This is a genomic window from Psychrobacter sp. S4(2024), assembly GCF_036861305.1.
Lineage (GTDB): Bacteria > Pseudomonadota > Gammaproteobacteria > Pseudomonadales > Moraxellaceae > Psychrobacter > Psychrobacter cryohalolentis.
Map to the genome: position 1 here is coordinate 423,084 of NZ_JAZAQR010000001.1, position 17,746 is coordinate 440,829.

Below are 17,746 nucleotides of genomic sequence, written 5' to 3' on the forward strand. Positions count from 1 at the left end.
CTAGGGTATATTATTGATAACCCCTAGTAACTTCTAATACTCCTTATTATCCCCAAACCTATTGTAAATAAAGGATTTAGCCAGTATCATATAACCTATGGTAACGCGTAGTAACTTGTCTAAACGGCAATTATCTATGTACCAAACTATGTACCAATTATAACTGGTACATTCTAGATAGGGGAAAGACATGGCAAGCAAGTACAATCATTTACCGTCAATCAAAGATGAAGCCAAAGCTGAGCGCCTAGAGCGACTGCAGCAAATCGAATACGATAAGCAGATAAAAGCCAAACCATTACAGCAAGAGGATTATGGCGTTAGAGTTGCTGGCTGTGAGGGCTTATACCTTAGAGTTAGACCTAATGGCACACGTGAGTTTAGGCACTTCTACCCCCACCCATTCATTAAGAATAAACAAATACGCTTAACCCTAGGCGAATACCCCGCTGTCAGTCTAAAACGTGCGCGTGAAATTTATTACGATAACCTATCTTTATTAGCTGATGGTATCGACCCAAAAGAATACCGCGAACAACAGAAACAAGCACTTGAAACGGGCTATAACAACACCTTTCAAAAAGTCGCTGAACAATGGTTAGAGCGTAGATTATCAGTAGGCAAAAGACCTAGCCAATCGACAATAAAGACTTACAACCGAATGTTGAAATACATCAATGCTAAGCTGGCTAGTGTACCTATCGACCAGTTAAAAATGACTACCCTATTAACTTTCTGCCAAGACTTACAAGATGAACGCGGTATAGAAGTAGGACAAGACGCAAAAACGGTGCTGAACTATGTCTTTGACCATGCTGTCAATCGTGGGCTGGTAGAACTAAACCCAGTAAGAGCATTCCCTAGTAGAAGCTTAGAGCCTTCAACCAATAAGCCAAAACCAGCTATTACCACGCCAAGCGAGTTTGGGCAGTTGCTTAGAGATATTGACCAAATGACACCTAGGCAGCCTGACACTATAACAGCACTAAAACTATTAGCATTGACCTATGCGCGTGTAGGCGATATATGCAGTATGAAATGGGCTGATATAGACTTTCAAGCTAAGCTATGGAATTTTGAGCCGCTAAAGGGCAAAGGACGTAAGGACATGGTGGACGAATTAGCCATACCACTAGCACCGCAAGCCATTGCCATATTGCAAGAACAGCATAAAAAGACGGGCAACCATGAATTTGTATTTCATAGCCCAAAGAATAAAAAAGGAATACTACCCACTGGCAGGATTAACTACGCGCTCAATCATTACGGTAATGACGGCAAAACCTATCTAAACATACATACGCCCCACGGCTTTCGAGCCAGCGCAAAAACAATGCAGATGGAACGCCTAGGCTATGATGAATTAATAACTGAGATGCAGCTAGGGCACAAGATGATTAATAAGTACGGTAAAGCATATAGTCGCTTTAAGTTTATCGAAGTAAGAACCAAGATGATGAATGAATGGGCGGATTATATAGACAGTATGCGAGCCGACAAGATAGACAATATTATCTATGCAAACTTTAAACATGCAGAACAAAAGCAGGGCTAAAACAGCCCTAGCATAACCTTACTACTAACCACGATGGAGATATTACTATGATGACACTAGACACCAAACCAACACGCCAGCAATTAGATGACCGCACATTTTGGGATAACCTACCGCCTGATGGTGCAGAATATGACGGCTTTATGTATGTGCCTACTTATTCTATTTTGCGTGATGATGAGCCTATCAATCTTAAGACAGATAGCGGCAAAATATTAAGAAACTCGTTACCTTATGAGTTGGCAGTTACAGAGGTGCAACGCCTATCTAAAAAGCATGACAATATCACCTTAAAAATTACTGGGTATGGTCAAAGCCTTGTAAGAATGGATAAACGATTAACAGCATAACCCTATCTAGCGGATAACACCGCTACAATGACCATGCAAGGCTAGGACTAATTACCCGAACGATAGCTATTTACACACCTTTAAGCTATCACTGCCTTGCACCTATTTTAAACCAAGGGTGTAAAGGTGTTAACAATGATTGATATGGAACTTATTAAAAACTCACGTTTTCATGAGTTGAATGTATATTTTGAGGCTCTAGATGGAGATAACCTAACTAAACAAGACAGGTTAATGCTTCAAGTGGCTATGGTTCAAAGAGGGGGTGGCTTACTTCTCTCTAATTGTGCAGATAGAGATCAAAGCACTTTGCTTGAAAAAGCTACACGCTTTCAACTTGAATTACATAGCGATCTACAATATGGAGATGATGAGGCTGCATACTCTGAAATACTAATGGATAAATTCCATTACGCTAAATATGCCATTGCGGAATACTTTTTCAATAACTACACGGTTTTAGATAGGCATGAAATGATAGACAAACTATTTGAAATCAACAGGAAAGAGCGATTTTTTGAAGTCTTGCATGAAAAGCCAAATAGCTACTTACAGCCCGACCTATGTTACAGCATAATTTTGAGCTCATTATTAGGTCAGTTTTATGTCATGTTAGAGGATTTAGACAATGCAGTATCAAGCATAATGAACGCAGCATATTTTTATGGTGCATCAATAGAAAGAAACACCTTGCCGTCCGATGAACGGATAAAAAAGTTTATTCATGATGATATTAACAAAAGAACCCAAAAGGCAAATGAAGTTAGATGGCAAGGTCATGTAGAACAGCAAAGACGAAAATATTTAGAGCTAGATAAGCAACGTCAAAAAGATTTAGGTAAAAAGCAAAGTATCAAAGATGTGGCAATGTGGATTTATAACAACCGCAATGAATTTGAAGTAGAGTATGAAACCATTAGAGATCATCTAAGCAAAGCACGTAAAGACATTTTCACGAACGCTTAAAGTAGGGCTTGCATCGCAAACACTACTATATCCATCGTAAGCAATACTACATACATAGTAAGCAGTACTGTTTGCAATGTATGGATATTCCCCATAAACGGACATAATCCTACTATATCACCTGTTATCAATCATTAACTAACAGGTGATATTCTATGACACAAGCCAATCCAGCCATCAATGACAGCAACCAAGCTAGAGATGAGCAACCTACCCCGTTAAACCCTCAAGGCTATTCACGTATCAAGCCTACAGCCGAACTTATCGGACTTCATCATCAAACGCTAAGGCGTTGGTGGAAAGTTGGCAAATTCCCCAAACCAGTAGATGTAAACGGCATTCCTATGTTTAAGAATGCTGACCTTTTGGCATTCCTTGACCGCCAACATTCTGCCAGTGGGGTGTAATCATGACTACACGGCAACCACCACAGACTTATAGCAAAATTATCCATAATCACATGCTGGCAGGTCAATCTATATCAACACTTCAAGCTTATGACCTGTATAAAATCACTTGTTTATCCCAGCGTATTAGCGACCTCAAAAGAGCAGGCGTAGCTATTCAAAGTCGCATGACTAAGCAGAACGGCAAGCGGTTTATGCTGTACTGGATAGAGCAACCGAACGCTGATAATGATGAGGGGGTTTAATCATGAGCCAATCAAACGACATATTAGAGCCGCGCCTAGTGGCAGTGGATAGTTATTACTTGTCTGTCCTTGATGATCGCATACAAGACATATCGAACGACTGTGAAAGCCTATCAATGGCACTTAGCGCAATCAAAACCGATGATGATACCAGCAAGGGCGTGATAGTCGCTGTAAGGGCTGCCCTACTCGCTAACAGTGAGCTGGCAAGCATTATTAGTGAGCAGATGAGCGCGTTAATACTACAGCCACGCGTTGAGGTGATAAGCCATGAGTGAAAAAGAATTTATAGATCAAGTGATGAACGGGCTGAAAAAAGAGGGTTTTTTGATGATACCTGATGACTTTATCGACCATCTAATCATTACCTTGCATGCCAATGTGACCGCCATTAACAGCTTGATAGAAGTGGTAAAAGTAGAGAATAAAATGCTATCTCTACGCGGCTCGCTACCTACAGGTAATAGGCAAGTAAATTCGCTCAAAGGGCTATCCACACGCATAGCAGAAATAGCTTTCAACGTGGAGGACGTACGAAATGAGCAACGATAACAAAAGCAATCTAAAAGCAAACCACGGGGCAAATAACGCCCATTTTAAACACGTAATAATTATTCCATATGTCCCGTTACAGCCGAATTTAAACAGCTTTTTAGAGCGTTATTCTTACCCCTTAATGAACGTGTTTTTAAAGCGTATAGATAGGCTAAAACCTATCGTTATTTGTAGCAGCTGGAGGGTGCAGAAATGAAGCAATTTCCACAACCAAAGCAAAGCCGCAAGTATGCCAAGCGTAAGAGCTATTACAAAAAATACAGATCAACACGCCAGCCCAAAGAGGCACAGGCAAGGGGGAACAGATGAACACACCAAAAACCACCAGCCATGAAAAAGCCCACGCATTTAGCGCAGGCTTTACACTGGTAATGAATAGTTTTGATGCAGTCACACGGCAAGGACTGGCAGACGATAAGCTATTGCTTAAAATATTTGACTTACTACCGCCTAATAGCTTGTTAAGCGTTACTGATAATCTTACTACAAATGACGCATCTTTAGTACCGACAGCTGGCACGATAGCACTACGATTGCATGACAAACAAGGCGATATTGTAGGCGCGGTATTCTACACACCAAATAGCAAAGCCAAGCCCATTGTTATTGATCCTACAGGGTATGGCGCTATCGTCATTGGTGACACTAACAAAGCTAATGAGGTGATAGCTTTTGATGATGCAGAAAATGGCATTGATGCTTATCAGTGTATGGCAGACGATAAAACCACTTTTATTATCAGCCCTCAAAAAACAAAGCAATGCTTTAAAAAGATGGTGCAGCACTGGAGTAGCGGATCACTGCTAACCGTACCAATGACCATAGATAACAAAGGCATGATAAACCTATTGGCAGGCGTAAATGCTAGAGCATTGGTTACTATGGCTGATATTGTCACGATGCTAAATGCCAATCATAGTTATGAGGCAATACTGGCAGCTGATGACAGCCAAATCATTAATTTAAAAGATACCGCTTACTATCCTGAATGGCGTGATGATCCACAGCTGAATGAACCGATGATTTATGCTGATGGACGTTTTGAGCTATACCACGATGGACTGTTTTTTGTGAAGTATAACGATGACGACCCATCTAATATATTATTTAAGTTAAAAATGCGTGTTTGTTCGCCATTGGAGGTCATTGCCAAGACACGGGACACAGGCAGCACCACATGGGGGCGGTTATTGCAATGGCGTGATGATGATGGTGTGCTACATACGTGGTCAATGCCTATATCCCTACTTCAAAGTAGTACAAGCGAATACCGCAAGGAGCTTGCCAGCCAAGGCTTAGATATTGAGTATGCTATTACTGCTACGTATCGCAGCTATTTGGATGTTTATATTCAAAAATACCCCATTCATAAACGGGCGTTATGTGTCGATAAGCTGGGCTGGCATGATGAGCAATATGTATTACCTGATGGTTCAATAGGTAACGATAGTAAGGAATTGATTGTTTACCAGTCTGCCCATTCAATCAATAGCACCATAGCCCAGCAAGGGACATTAGCCCAATGGCGTGATGAACTATGCAAAAAGCTAGCAGATCAAAGCCGTTTTGTTTTCTCTATTGCTTGCGCGTTTGCTGGTCAATTACTGGAATTGCTCGATGATGACGGGGGCGGTTTTCATATCTTGGGATCATCAAGCATGGGCAAGTCTTTATCGCTTAAATTGGCTGCTAGTGTATGGGGCAACCCTGATAAGTACGTTAAGACATGGCGCAGTACAGATAACGCATTAGAGGGCACAGCTAGCGAGCACAACGACAGTTTCTTACCACTTGATGAGATTAGTGAAAGCGACCCTAAGATAATAGGTAAAGCGGCTTATATGCTGGCTAATGGAAAGCCTAAAGGTAGAAGCACCACTACAGGGCATAACCGTACTGCTAAAACATGGCGCATTATCTTTTTGTCTAATGGTGAGGAGTCGCTGCAAAACTTCATGGCACAAGCAGGACAGAAAACGAATGCAGGTATAGAGGTTCGCGTGGCACATATAGATGCTGATGCTGGCAAAGGCTTAAAGACGTTTGATAGTTTGGTACTGGCAGACACAGGCGCAGCACAAGCCGATAAGATAAAAGAGTTATCACAGGCTTACTATGGTGTGGCTGGTATCGCATGGCTAGAACATATCACCACAGACAAGGCAGCAACCACAGCCACCGCTAAGCAGTTTGTGAATGATTTTATGAGTAACTATAGCGACCTTGCCCCACAAGCGCACAGAGTGGCTAAACGGTTCGCTATTGTGGCAACAGCTGGAGAAATGGCAACACAGGCGAATATAACAGGCTGGCAAGCAGGACAAGCAACCACAGCCGTTATGACATGCTTAGATAATTGGCTTGATAACTATGGGCGTGATGGTGAACACGAACAACGCCAAATCATTAAACATATTCAAGCGTTTATTGAACAGCATGGATCAAGTCGTTTTGAACCGCGCCATAGCCATAAGTGTGCAGACTTTGAACCCAAAACCTCAAACCGTGTAGGCTATCGCAATATTAAAACAGGTGATTATTATTTCATGATAAACACATTTGATACGCAAGTATGCCAATCCTTTAGTAGTAAAGCGGTTTTACAAGTATTAGATGATGCTAACCTCTTATTGCGTAATCAAGGTGACCGTAAAGCATACAGATCACCTGAAACACTTTTTATAAACCGTGACCCCTTTTATGTGGTTAAAGCCAATATATTAAGTTATGAAACGGATAAAAGCATTGTGACAGACGTGACGGACGTGACAAACCATAACCAGCATGGGCTAGACCCTGTCACGCATACCAAAACATCAACGGGACGAACGGGACGGAAAACGGCAATTTGCTAATCCTGTCACGCTTGTCACGTTAGCATAAAAACCACGTGACGGCTGTAAGTCAATAAAGACAATGGTTGTCACGCTGTCACGCTTGTCACAAGCAAAAAACTAGGTTACGGATAAATAATAGAATGAAGGTGGGCGTTAAGCGTCTGCCTTTTTTATTGCCTGATGTTGAGAAATGTTAAGGTTTAAAGCTGAATAAGTGTCATTCATTAGACAAACGAAGCCTTTTTATAATGCTCAATAACCTGAGGTTTCCCCTAGGTTTTAGATAATCACCTGTTAACTATTGTTAAGGTTTTAAACTACTTCTACGATTTAGCATGTTGTCATTTGTTTACATTCAAACCAGCATAACGGCAAGGTTAGAACCTCATAAAACTTCATATCAATATTGCTCATTGGCAGCACCTAGCCGTCATGGCGAACCCCAAGATAACCACAAGTTTAGAACCTGATAAAACATGAGGTTTTAGCACCGCCGCCAACCTGTCAAAACCTGTCATTTAAAACCTAAATAGAGATCTAAACAAGTAAGTCATGATAGAGTTAGGCAAACCTCACTAATGATTTAGACAACCTATGCCAAAAACTGCTATAGCCGACTGTTTAAACCGTCATCAAAAGTTATCAATAAATAACTACAAAGGTCATATTAAGGAGGCAAGTAAACAAGGCACTATAAGTCACTTTGATTTTTCTTATAACTATAGAGGCAAACCCTACAGCTACAAATTACAGATAACTACTACGCCTTGTCATTTTGGTGGGGTTCGTTATTGGTGGCAATGCCCGAAGTGTGCCAAGCGTGTAGGCGTGCTGTATTGTGCTGGCTTGTACGTTTGTAGGCATTGCTTAGGGCTTAGTTATTATAGCCAACTACAACATACCTACCAGCGACCCGATAACCGTATGGAGAGTATTAGAAGGCGTTTGAAGTGGCATGAAAACCCTTATCGAAAACCTAAAGGCATGCATTATAAAACCTATAAGCGGCTATTCAATGAATATCACGATATAGAGGATTATTACATGAGCTGCTTAACTAAGTTTGATGGGGTTACTAGTGTTAAGAGAATGAAATAAAGATAGTTTTGAGAGTATCAAGCAAAAGAGCGACCCTTGCCTACATTGAGAAACGATGACGTAAAAAGAAAATTGTTAATATAAATTAGAGCCAAACAAAATTTATTATGTACCAAACTATGTACCAAACAATAAAACCAGCGAGTTAAATACTTATAAATCAACAACTTACACACAAAGAAAAGCCCCGAACCTAGGGCGATTGGTTCGGGGCTATGGTTTTTCATATTATTATTGTTATCTCTTCCGTGTTGACTCATCCTAAGTCATAAACAGTAATCCATGAGACAGTGGGCTGTCCTGTCCTATTATTGATACTGTCTCAACACTACATCCTTGCGTATCCTTGTGTTGATGGATGTATTCTAAGACAATTGATGTGCAGCGACTAGAGGCTAAAGACCTTATTTAACGTAAGCATTTGCTTACGTCTGAATTACTTCGTTAGCAGGTATTCTTTGCTTATTAGGATTCTTCTGAATCTTACTTCTATTCCGATTCTTCATGCTCTTTAGACACCTTGCAACCTTCTTTTTTGCCTGCTTCGATCTTATTTTCAGCCTCTTGAAAGTCGGCTGCTTGTGCTGTAGGAGCATTTCCTTTTTGATTACTCTCCTCTTCTGGCTCATATTGCAACGTTGTCATCACAGGAAAGTGGTCAGAGCCAATCGAAGGTAAACGTTCAATATCAATCACTGTGAAGCAAGCACTATGGAAAAGATGATCCAATGCCCAACGTAAAAACGGATAGTTAACATGAAAAGTATTGATAAAATGTCGCCCAATACGGGGATCTAGTAGCCCTGAAATACGTTGAAAACGCCGTGTGGTCTGTGACCAAGCAACGTCATTAAGATCACCTGCCAATATGGCCGTTTGCTTATTGTCTTTAATATGCTTACCAACCATCAATAGCTCAGCATCACGGGTCGTAGATTTATCAGCTTCTGTTGGACTGGGGGGCATAGGATGCAAGCAATAAAGCCAAATGACGCGCCCACCTTGCAACTGTATCTGAGTGTGAATAGAAGGTATATCATCAATGATTAAATATTTAATCTCAGGGTCTATCAGCTCAAGCTTAGAATAAAGATGCATACCATATAAATTATCTAAAGGCACTTTTACTGTATAAGGGTAATCAGACTCAACTTGATTAAGCGCTTTTTCCCATTTTTCATCACTTTCTAAAGTAATTAAGATATCAGGTTGTTTCTGTTGTACCAACTCAACCAATTTATAAGTATCATCATTGGTGGTCAACACATTTGAAACCATGATTTTTAACTGATATTCCTCAACATCCGGCTTATCTTTGGCATTTTTTACTTCTTTCTTCCATAGCAGAGTATAGGGCAATACCATTCTGAGTTGAAAGGCTAACGTAATACTCAAAGCCGCAAACAACAGCCATTGTTCTAGCTGCCACTGAGGTCCAAATATCACCATACCAAGCCAAGCAATGATACCAAGTATCATGATTTGAATACGAGGGAAATCCACACCGCGTACCCACCAATTATCAAGTGGTAGCCATCCCCAAATAGTGATAAATGCGACGAGCCCTGCCAGTCCTTGCGCACCGTAATATAGAAAGGAGAAATCCATCATGTGTATCGACCATTTATCAAATCAACAGTTATACCATTGATTATGTTCGTTATTATTATGGCTTAGCGTCTATAATAGCTAAACGATAAATTCTCTTAATAAAATGCATATAAAAATATTTAAATAAAAAACATAAAAACGAAAAGTGCTTAAGATAAGCATTATATATAAGGGCTTACTTTAGCATTCCAGACAACCTGCGCCTACTATTGAACACTACTTACCTAATAGATACTATAAAACATTACAAAGATCAGGCTTACGTCTGTGCTTACTCTGTTATCAAAGTCGATATTTCACTCATGATGAATATCATTTCTCATTCATTAGCAGAGCTAGAAGAATGACCATAACTCAAAGTTATAACTATCATAGTTAATAGTGCTAGTAAAACCCGCGAAACCCATCAAAAAACCTTGCTTTTTGGAGCTATTCACGGCATTGTTATTGGTTGGCGATGCAACAATTTATTGTAAAAAAGGATTGAGTTTGATGAGTGATTTAACAGTAGGTTTGGTAGGCTGGCGCGGTATGGTCGGGTCAGTATTGTTACAACGTATGATGGAAGAAAAAGATTTTGACGGTATTACGCCAGTATTCTTTTCAACCAGTAATGCAGGCGGTGATGCGCCAAGTTTTGATGGTATTAAGACCAGCCAACTACAAGATGCTCATGATATTGACGCCCTTACCGCTTGTGATGTGATCATTACCTGCCAAGGTGGCGACTATACCTCAAAAGTACATCAACCACTGCGGGATAGTGGTTGGACTGGCTACTGGATTGATGCGGCAAGCACCTTACGCATGGAAGATGACAGCATCATCATTCTTGATCCGGTTAACCGCACCGTTATTGATAGTGCACTCGCTGAGGGTAAAAAAGACTTTATCGGTGGCAACTGTACTGTGTCACTGATGCTGATGGCAATTGGTGAGCTGTTTAATAAAGGCTGGGTAGAATGGGTCAGCGCCATGACTTATCAAGCCGCTAGTGGTTCTGGTGCTAATAATATGCGTGAGCTGATTGAAGGCATGGGTGTATTACGTGATGCTGTTAAAGATGAGCTTGCCAATCCTGCTAGCGCCATTCTTGAGATTGATAAAAAAATCGCTCAGACTCAACGCTCAGACGATTTTCCTAAACAATACTTTGGCGTGCCATTAGCCGGTAGCTTGATTCCTTATATCGACTCACAATTAGAGAACAAGCAGTCTCGTGAAGAATGGAAAGGTGGTGTTGAAACCAATAAAATTCTTGGCAACTCTGAAGCAGATAAGATTGCTATCGATGGTATGTGTGTTCGCGTTGGCGCAATGCGCTGTCATGCACAAGGCTTAACCATTAAGCTTAAAAAAGACATTCCATTAGAAGAGATTGAAGCGGCACTGAAGAATAGCGGTAATGAATGGTTAGACGTGGTTGAAGACAATAAAGAAGCCACTATGAACCGTTTAACGCCTGTTGCAGTAACCGGCACCTTAACGGTTGCACTAGGTCGCCTGCGTAAGCTTAATATGGGGCCTGAGTATTTAGGCGCATTCACCGTTGGTGACCAACTATTATGGGGCGCGGCTGAGCCATTACGCCGTATGCTGAACATCATTCGCGAGCAAAATAGCTAAAGCTAATACTCTGAATTTGGATATAAAAAAGACAGCGCTTGCTGTCTTTTTTATATGTTATTCTTGCTGATAAGCAATCATGACTTCATTGCGGCGCATAAATGGCAGTGTCCATGGTGGATTGTAACGTGCCAATTCGGATTCACCTGTCATCATTAATTTTTGCGCCTGCATCCAAGACCGTAATTCTGCCGTTTTCGCAGCCGCCTTTTCACTGCCAGCAAGCCCTGAAAACTTAATAACACCGTAAGTCTTAGCGGGTACTTTCACAATTTCAATATTTGAATTATTTGGTTTTGGTAGCGTTTGCAGCGTGTATTGGCTTGGCATAATAAATTGCACACGCCACTTTCCATCGTTTTGTTGCATACTCACTGGCGCTGTCATGGCTATTTTTTGCGACTCATCACTGGTATTTTTATTTTCAGATTGCATCGTCACAGGGGCAATCATGCTGATTTTGCTACTCTCGCCACTTGGCGCAGTATTGTTACCAAATATATAATCTGCTAACACCTTAAACCCTGCACGACTGGCCATATTTTGATCACCAGAAACCCAAGTTTGCGCTACCAATTGCTCATCATAACGACGCAATTCAAAATTTTCAGTTTGCGACAAGACAGTATATTTCGGCTCTTCGGTAGCCATAGCTGCTCCTGATATCGATAATAAGCTACTTAACAATAAGCTGCTCTTTAAGTAATTTCTTTTGGTCATGACTTATCTCCATTGTCCAAAAGCATATAAGGTATTAATACTTGGGTTTTGGTCTGTTCTCTACTTTAGCAATGACTTAATAACAATGTCTGTAGCTTTTAGTTATAGTCGACTAAAAACACCCCGTGAAATCTAAGCTAAATAAACATCAATAACCAAAAAAAGCCTAACAATGCTATAATTAGCGCCATTTTCATAGCTCATATAGCGGTTACCTTATGCAATTTGTCTTACATAAAACAGCCAGTGGTGTCACTCGCGCACGCCGTGGTACAGTCCACCTCAATCATGGCGATGTACAAACGCCAGCCTTTATGCCAGTAGGTACTTACGGTACCGTTAAAGGCATGCTACCACGTGATATTGAAGCAATTGGCGCAGATATCATCTTGGGCAATACTTTTCATTTATGGTTACGCCCTGGTACCGACATTATTGATAAATTCGGTGGCTTACATAAATTCATGCATTGGGATAAGCCTATTTTGACTGACTCTGGCGGATTTCAGGTATTCAGTCTTGGCGCGATGCGTAAGATCACTGAAGAAGGTGTGACTTTTAAATCACCTATCGATGGTGCTAAAGTCTTTTTATCACCAGAAAAATCGATGCAGATTCAATATAGCTTGAATTCAGATATCGTGATGCAGTTTGATGAGTGTACGCCCTATCCTGCCACTCACGATGAAGCTAAAAAGTCTTTAGAGTTGTCACTACGTTGGGGACAACGCTGCGTTGATGAGCATAAAAAGCTTGGCAGTACCAATGCGTTATTTGGCATCATTCAAGGCAGTATGTACGCTGATTTACGCAAGCAATCACTAGAAGGCTTGCTTGAAATTGGCTTTGATGGCTATGCCATTGGCGGTTTGTCTGTTGGTGAGCCAAAAGAAGAGATGATAGACGTCCTAGATTATATCGCAGATGACATGCCTGCTGATAAGCCGCGCTATCTGATGGGTGTCGGTAAGCCTGAAGACCTCGTTGAAGGAGTACGCCGCGGTGTCGATATGTTCGATTGTGTCATGCCAACCCGGAATGCGCGTAATGGTCATTATTTTGTCACAGGCGACGCCGACAATGCGGGCGTGGTACGTATACGCAACAGCCAATACCGCACCGATGAAGGTCCATTAGACCCTGAATGCGATTGCTATACTTGCCAGAATTTTAGTCGTGCTTATTTATCGCATTTGAATAAATGTAAAGAGATGCTTGGCGCGCAGTTAGCGACGATTCATAACTTGCGTTACTATCAACGTTTGATGCAAAATATCAGAGATGCCATCGAACAGGATAAATTTGATGAGTTCGTGAATGAATTTTATAGCAAACGCGGACAGACGGTGCCAGAGCTGAATATGCGTTAATAGTAGTGGTAATTTGACATTAGCTATTCATATATAAAATACCAAAAAGGCTTAAGATTAATCTTAAGCCTTTTTTGTTCACTAAATTTTGACAATCTAACTATTAACAGGATACATATCAAGAATAGATGATTAGCCTACCAATGCAGCCACAAATACCACAATGACTGCGATTGGCGCTACAAATTTAGTAACGATTTGCCAAATCTGCCAAGTACCGTTTGATAAATTAAGCTCTTGCTGAATGCTACGTTGGTCCATTCTCCAAGCAAAGAAGATAATGCCTGCAAGACCGGTTAGCGGTAATAAGAACTTACTGGTAAGTTTGTCTAGTGCATCAAAGATGCCATTACCCATGATAGTAAAGTCGCTCCATAAGTTAAACGACAATAGCGCAGCGATACCCAATAGCCAAATCACAGTACTAGCAGCAATGGTAGACATCGTACGGTTCATCGATGTACGCTCTTCTAAGAACTCAACACTTGGCTCTAGCAGTGATATCGACGATGTCACAGCAGCAAAGGTAATCAATAAGAAGAACAAGGTACCGATAATCGTACCACCAGCCATGCTACCAAAAGCAATCGGTAGACTGACAAAAATCAAACCAGGACCTGATGCAGGATCAAGACCATTGCTAAAGATGATTGGGAAAATGGCCAAACCAGCTGCTAAGGCAATAACTGTATCTAAAATAACAACCGTACGAGCTGTTTTTAGTAAGTTCACTTCACGACCTAAGTATGAACCATAAGCCACCATGATGCCCATACCAATAGATAGGGTAAAGAAAGCATGACCCAATGCCGCTAGCATTACATCAACGGTCAACTTGCTCAAATCAGGTGCAAACAAGTAATTAACCGCTTCACCAAAACCACCATTTATCACGTTATAACCAACAATGATAAATAAAATCACACCCAGTAATGGCATCATGATTTTAGCAGCGTTTTCAATACCGCGCGTCACACCAATACCGACGATAAGTGCGGTAATGATCATAAATACCGTATGCCAAATCGTTAGCGTACCTGCTGATGCTAGCATTCCATCAAAGGTTGCAGCGACAGAGTCACTGTTTTGACCGGCAAAACTGCCCGTGCCAACTTTAGTGATATAGTTCAGCGCCCAGCCACCGATGACACTATAAAAAGAGAGAATTAAAAAACCACCTAAGATACCAGTTGCGCCGACAATACCCCAGCTACTTGACTTACCTTCACTAACAGCAACATCTTTAAAGGTATTAATAGGATTCTTTTGACCACGGCGACCAATGAGCCACTCAGCGACCAATACAGGAAAACCAACCAAAGCAATACAGAACAAATAGGCAATAACAAAAGCTGAACCACCGCTCTCACCTACCATATAAGGGAATTTCCAGATATTCCCTAAGCCGACTGCCGAGCCTACTGCTGCAAGTACGAAGCCAAAACTTGAGCTCCACTGCGCATGATCTTGTTTATTACTAGCCATTTTTCCTTCCTCATGCTTCAATTAATATTGCTTATAATCATCCTTGATTATTATAAATAGCTGTCCATAATATTTGACTATTTACTCTATGCATCAATGTGATGCATCCAGCAACATTAAGAAAGAATTGTTTACATTGTTGTAGAGGCTCAGTTTCTGCTAAGCAACTAAAAAAGTCAAGTAATCATAAATATAAAAAGCCATAACTAATAGTTATGGCTTTTTATATTTATGATTACTATTTATAACATTTAGTTTCGATGGTAAAAACTATTTAAAATGAGCTACCGATGTATTAAAACAGAATTTAGCGCACGACTCCGCGGCGACTTTTCTGTAGCGAATCAATTAAAAATTCGATTTTTGACTCTTTTGGCAGCAGGTCTTTTTTCAATACTTCAAGTGCTTGCACTGTCGTTAAACCAGATCTGAATACCACACGATAAGCTTGGCGCAGCACGTCGATGCTATCTTTAGACCAGCCTTTACGGCGCATACCCTCAATATTAAGACCATGTGCCTTAGCAGGATTACCTGAAACCATGGTAAACGCCGCTACATCTTTTAAGACCAACGTTGCACCACCAACCAAACTATAATCGTCAATTGTACAAAACTGATGAATGCCTGAGTTACCACCGACAATAATATGATTGCCAATGGTAACATGACCTGCGACGCCCACATTATTAGCCAATACATTATGGTCGCCAATCAAGCAATCATGAGCCACATGAGTGTTAACCATGAGCAAGTTATGGTTGCCAATTTTTGTCAACCCACCATCTTGCTCAGTACCACGGTGCAAGCTACAGGCTTCTCGAATGGTATTATGATCGCCAATCTCAAGCCAAGTACGCTCACCTGCGTATTTGAGGTCTTGCGGGTCTTCGCCAATGCTTGAAAATTGATAAAACTGATTGTATTCACCGATACGAGTCAATCTAGTGACGACCACGTGGCGATGCAATACAGTATGTGCACCAATCGTAACCTCATCACCGACAATACAGTAAGGGCCAATGGTTGCGGTTTTATCAATCGTAGCAGACGGTGAGATGAGTGCTGTGGGATGGATCTGACTCATAATAGAGGCCTTTGTATCATCGAATGCAATTAAATTAGTAAAACAAATACAGACAGCTTAGTGAAATTAACTAGCCTAAAGCTGCCTTTGTTAAAAAATAAGATGATGCTAATAAATAAGCATTCACATCATGGTTTAAATGTTTCATGCATTATTCAAAGTGACTAATGCGGTTTATTGCTCTTGACGCGCAATCATAATCTGCGCACTAACCGCAAGCTCATCTTCGACATGTACAGTACAATCAAACTTATAAATACCCTGCTTTTGCATCACAATTTTAGAGCGGATAATCAGCTGATCACCAGGGATAACACGGCGCTTAAAGCGCACTTTATCAACCCCTGCGAACAAGTATAAATAGCCATCTTCTGCCGTCAGTCCTGCACTAATAAAACCCAGAACACCTGATACCTGAGCCATGCACTCAACCATCAATACGCCTGGCATGATAGGCTCATCAGGGAAATGCCCATTAAAAAACTCTTCATTAATGGTGACATTTTTTATGCCCGTGATACATTCGCCTGGTGTACAAGCAACTATCTTATCCACCAATAAAAATGGGTAACGATGTGGCAAATAATGCTTTAACGTATGGTAAGTTAATGGCAATGTTAACCCTTGTTCAGCCAAGCTTTTAATGTCTTCTGCCGTTGGGTTATCAATATTGCTAGTGCTCATAGTAACGCTTCCTTGCTGTATTTAAAGTCTTGCTTGAGAGTAAAGCTTTGCTGAGTTTTAATATTATAAATAATCTAAGTATTAATTTTCTTTAACTATGAACCTTTAAACGCTAATCACGACCAAGCTGGCGAAAACGGACAGCCGCACGGCGCCAGTTAGCAGTTGGCATAGCAGCCGTGCCAGAAGAGTAAGATCCGGCAGTGGTGATTGACTTAGTGACCATAGTCATACCCGATAAGGTAACATCATCTGTGATATCAATATGTCCGGTAATACCGACCGCCCCGCCAATAATGCAGCGTTTGCCAATTGTAGTACTACCTGCGATACCTGTATGAGCAGCGATAGCCGTACCATCACCGATACGGACGTTGTGTGCTACTTGTACGAGGTTGTCAATAATAACATGATTTCCAATCACCGTATCATCGATGGCACCGCGATCTATACAGGTTTGACTGCCAATGCGTACATGATCACCTATCAGCACACGCCCTAACTGTGCAATACGCTCCCAACCTGTGACACTAGGATTGGCAGTGGGGGCAAAGCCAAAGCCTTCCGAGCCTATCGTCACCCCAGCGTGCAACCTAACATGACTACCAATAATACAGTCATGTCCTATCACCACTTGTGATTTGATAACACCATCTGTACCAATGGTAGTATTATCCTCGATGACTACATGAGCCTCAAGCACGCTGCGATCACCAATCTGCACTTGCTCACCGATGACACAAAAAGCACCGATAGTCACTTTATTGCCAATAACGGCACTGTCGGCGATGACGGCTGTCGGATGAATACCGCTAAAGGAATGTTGGCGAGCGAAAAGTTGACTCACACTAGCATAAGCCAAATAAGGGACAGCAACAATTAAAGCTACCGTATCATTTGGCACTTCTTTATGATGCTCTTCAGTGATGAGTACTGCCCCAGCATCAGTATTAGCTAGACTAGAAAGATAGTGAGGATTGGCCAAAAAGCTCAACTGCTGCCGATTGGCCATCGTTAAATTACCAATACCCTCTAAGGATAGACGGCGCTGCTCAGCGCTAAGCTCAGCCTTGTTAAGAACAGGCTGACGCTGCTCAATCTGGGAGATGAGTTGCTCAATCGTTATCATAATCAGTATTAGTATTAGCAG

16 protein-coding genes are annotated in these 17,746 nt (G+C 41.2%); 10 read left to right on the forward strand and 6 right to left on the reverse strand.

Features of this window, described 5'->3' with window-relative positions; genetic code table 11:
- Positions 1-190: 190 nt before the first annotated feature.
- From VLA57_RS01730 to VLA57_RS01765, 8 genes are all read left to right on the forward strand, one after another.
- Positions 191-1,555, forward strand: a complete 1,365-nt coding sequence (locus tag VLA57_RS01730) for a tyrosine-type recombinase/integrase (protein ID WP_333954153.1) — start codon at positions 191-193, stop codon at positions 1,553-1,555.
- Between the two features lie 47 nt (positions 1,556-1,602).
- Positions 1,603-1,905, forward strand: a complete 303-nt coding sequence (locus VLA57_RS01735) for a hypothetical protein (RefSeq protein WP_333954154.1) — start codon at positions 1,603-1,605, stop codon at positions 1,903-1,905.
- Between the two features lie 135 nt (positions 1,906-2,040).
- Positions 2,041-2,871 (forward strand): hypothetical protein, encoded by an 831-nt coding sequence (locus VLA57_RS01740; protein WP_333954156.1) that lies wholly within the window; start codon positions 2,041-2,043, stop codon positions 2,869-2,871.
- Positions 2,872-3,026: 155 nt separating this feature from the next.
- Complete coding sequence (locus VLA57_RS01745; protein WP_333954157.1) at positions 3,027-3,278, forward strand: helix-turn-helix transcriptional regulator; 252 nt, start codon at positions 3,027-3,029, stop codon at positions 3,276-3,278.
- A 2-nt stretch (positions 3,279-3,280) separates the two neighbouring features.
- On the forward strand, positions 3,281-3,523 hold the full coding sequence (locus VLA57_RS01750; RefSeq protein ID WP_333954158.1) for a helix-turn-helix domain-containing protein: 243 nt from the start codon (positions 3,281-3,283) through the stop codon (positions 3,521-3,523).
- A gap of 2 nt (positions 3,524-3,525) precedes the next feature.
- Complete coding sequence (locus VLA57_RS01755; protein WP_333954159.1) at positions 3,526-3,801, forward strand: hypothetical protein; 276 nt, start codon at positions 3,526-3,528, stop codon at positions 3,799-3,801.
- Positions 3,794-4,075: a hypothetical protein gene (locus VLA57_RS01760; RefSeq protein WP_333954160.1), complete on the forward strand. Its 282-nt coding sequence runs from the start codon at positions 3,794-3,796 to the stop codon at positions 4,073-4,075. Before VLA57_RS01755 ends, VLA57_RS01760 begins: the two co-directional genes overlap by 8 nt.
- A 308-nt stretch (positions 4,076-4,383) precedes the next feature.
- Positions 4,384-6,933 carry a DUF927 domain-containing protein gene (locus VLA57_RS01765; RefSeq protein WP_333954162.1) on the forward strand — a complete coding sequence of 850 codons (2,550 nt, stop codon included), beginning with the start codon at positions 4,384-4,386 and terminating at the stop codon, positions 6,931-6,933.
- A 1,569-nt stretch (positions 6,934-8,502) separates the two neighbouring features.
- On the opposite strand, the gene VLA57_RS01770 is transcribed toward VLA57_RS01765, so the two are convergent.
- Positions 8,503-9,624 carry an endonuclease/exonuclease/phosphatase family protein gene (locus VLA57_RS01770; protein ID WP_020443799.1) on the reverse strand — a complete coding sequence of 374 codons (1,122 nt, stop codon included), beginning with the start codon at positions 9,622-9,624 and terminating at the stop codon, positions 8,503-8,505.
- 492 nt (positions 9,625-10,116) lie between these two features.
- Here VLA57_RS01770 and asd point away from each other — a divergent pair, with 492 nt between their 5' ends.
- Entirely contained in the window at positions 10,117-11,250 is a 1,134-nt protein-coding gene (gene asd, locus VLA57_RS01775) for an aspartate-semialdehyde dehydrogenase (RefSeq protein ID WP_333954163.1), read from the forward strand.
- A gap of 57 nt (positions 11,251-11,307) precedes the next feature.
- Here asd and VLA57_RS01780 read toward each other — a convergent pair whose 3' ends face one another.
- Entirely contained in the window at positions 11,308-11,970 is a 663-nt protein-coding gene (locus VLA57_RS01780) for an SOUL family heme-binding protein (protein ID WP_333954164.1), read from the reverse strand.
- A 218-nt stretch (positions 11,971-12,188) separates the two neighbouring features.
- Between VLA57_RS01780 and tgt the strand changes: the two genes are divergently transcribed.
- On the forward strand, positions 12,189-13,340 hold the full coding sequence (tgt, locus tag VLA57_RS01785; RefSeq protein WP_333954165.1) for a tRNA guanosine(34) transglycosylase Tgt: 1,152 nt from the start codon (positions 12,189-12,191) through the stop codon (positions 13,338-13,340).
- 132 nt (positions 13,341-13,472) lie between these two features.
- Here tgt and VLA57_RS01790 read toward each other — a convergent pair whose 3' ends face one another.
- From VLA57_RS01790 to lpxD, 4 genes are all read right to left on the reverse strand, one after another.
- The gene (locus VLA57_RS01790) at positions 13,473-14,825 is read right to left on the reverse strand and encodes a sodium-dependent transporter (RefSeq protein ID WP_011514029.1); all 1,353 of its coding nucleotides are present in this window, start codon (positions 14,823-14,825) and stop codon (positions 13,473-13,475) included.
- Positions 14,826-15,132: 307 nt separating this feature from the next.
- On the reverse strand, positions 15,133-15,912 hold the full coding sequence (gene lpxA, locus VLA57_RS01795; protein ID WP_133104437.1) for an acyl-ACP--UDP-N-acetylglucosamine O-acyltransferase: 780 nt from the start codon (positions 15,910-15,912) through the stop codon (positions 15,133-15,135).
- Between the two features lie 174 nt (positions 15,913-16,086).
- Positions 16,087-16,596, reverse strand: coding sequence for a 3-hydroxyacyl-ACP dehydratase FabZ (gene fabZ / locus VLA57_RS01800; protein ID WP_011280792.1), 510 nt, complete (start codon positions 16,594-16,596; stop codon positions 16,087-16,089).
- A gap of 112 nt (positions 16,597-16,708) precedes the next feature.
- The gene (gene lpxD, locus VLA57_RS01805) at positions 16,709-17,725 is read right to left on the reverse strand and encodes a UDP-3-O-(3-hydroxymyristoyl)glucosamine N-acyltransferase (protein WP_133104436.1); all 1,017 of its coding nucleotides are present in this window, start codon (positions 17,723-17,725) and stop codon (positions 16,709-16,711) included.
- Positions 17,726-17,746 lie beyond the last annotated feature (21 nt).

Bases quoted from the DNA above. Each gene is read 5' to 3' on its own strand.
- VLA57_RS01730 (WP_333954153.1), top strand. From the start codon at position 191: ATGGCAAGCAAGTACAATCATTTACCGTCAATCAAAGATGAAGCCAAA.
- tgt (WP_333954165.1), top strand. From the start codon at position 12,189: ATGCAATTTGTCTTACATAAAACAGCCAGTGGTGTCACTCGCGCACGC.
- VLA57_RS01755 (WP_333954159.1), top strand. From the start codon at position 3,526: ATGAGCCAATCAAACGACATATTAGAGCCGCGCCTAGTGGCAGTGGAT.
- VLA57_RS01745 (WP_333954157.1), top strand. From the start codon at position 3,027: ATGACACAAGCCAATCCAGCCATCAATGACAGCAACCAAGCTAGAGAT.
- VLA57_RS01750 (WP_333954158.1), top strand. From the start codon at position 3,281: ATGACTACACGGCAACCACCACAGACTTATAGCAAAATTATCCATAAT.
- VLA57_RS01735 (WP_333954154.1), top strand. From the start codon at position 1,603: ATGATGACACTAGACACCAAACCAACACGCCAGCAATTAGATGACCGC.
- VLA57_RS01765 (WP_333954162.1), top strand. From the start codon at position 4,384: ATGAACACACCAAAAACCACCAGCCATGAAAAAGCCCACGCATTTAGC.
- lpxA (WP_133104437.1), bottom strand. From the start codon at position 15,912: ATGAGTCAGATCCATCCCACAGCACTCATCTCACCGTCTGCTACGATT.
- lpxD (WP_133104436.1), bottom strand. From the start codon at position 17,725: ATGATAACGATTGAGCAACTCATCTCCCAGATTGAGCAGCGTCAGCCT.
- fabZ (WP_011280792.1), bottom strand. From the start codon at position 16,596: ATGAGCACTAGCAATATTGATAACCCAACGGCAGAAGACATTAAAAGC.
- VLA57_RS01770 (WP_020443799.1), bottom strand. From the start codon at position 9,624: ATGATGGATTTCTCCTTTCTATATTACGGTGCGCAAGGACTGGCAGGG.
- VLA57_RS01740 (WP_333954156.1), top strand. From the start codon at position 2,041: ATGATTGATATGGAACTTATTAAAAACTCACGTTTTCATGAGTTGAAT.
- asd (WP_333954163.1), top strand. From the start codon at position 10,117: ATGAGTGATTTAACAGTAGGTTTGGTAGGCTGGCGCGGTATGGTCGGG.
- VLA57_RS01780 (WP_333954164.1), bottom strand. From the start codon at position 11,970: ATGACCAAAAGAAATTACTTAAAGAGCAGCTTATTGTTAAGTAGCTTA.
- VLA57_RS01760 (WP_333954160.1), top strand. From the start codon at position 3,794: ATGAGTGAAAAAGAATTTATAGATCAAGTGATGAACGGGCTGAAAAAA.
- VLA57_RS01790 (WP_011514029.1), bottom strand. From the start codon at position 14,825: ATGGCTAGTAATAAACAAGATCATGCGCAGTGGAGCTCAAGTTTTGGC.